Below are 436 nucleotides of genomic sequence, written 5' to 3' on the forward strand. Positions count from 1 at the left end.
GACAGATGCTGCTCGCCATAATGGTACCAATTTTGCAGTGCGCAATCTATATTGCCAAGCTGCAAGCGGGAGAATGTATTCGTCGTGCCCGCATTTTGATTGTAGAGGTTATAGGTGCAAGGGGCTGTCGCAGCTTCCTGGTTGAACTGAGCCGTATAGCCCGATTGCATTTGCAGCAGTTCGCTTATGCCGTCCGAATCGACGTCGACATTCGCCAGAGGACCGGCGCCCTTTAGACTAACGATATCGGCAGCAGCACCGAGCCCATCGTAGTCGGCATAGTCGAAGATGGTGTCCTTGGAACCAAGCCCGCCGCTGTTGGTGATCGACACCGCGCCGGTCTGCGAATCCACAGCGACGTCGGATTTCTTGCCGTAGCGCTTGATGTTGAGAAGCCGGGATGAGCCGTCGCCGGGCTGGGTGCCATAGGTGAGCT

The 436-nt window shown here is 56.2% G+C and carries 1 protein-coding gene; it reads right to left on the reverse strand.

The window, feature by feature from the left end:
- The coding region (locus AC1D0P_RS29995) for a hypothetical protein (RefSeq protein ID WP_477680062.1) at positions 1-436 on the reverse strand (436 nt) is incomplete at both ends.

The sequence above is a fragment of the Polaromonas sp. P1_G2 genome (assembly GCF_056405515.1).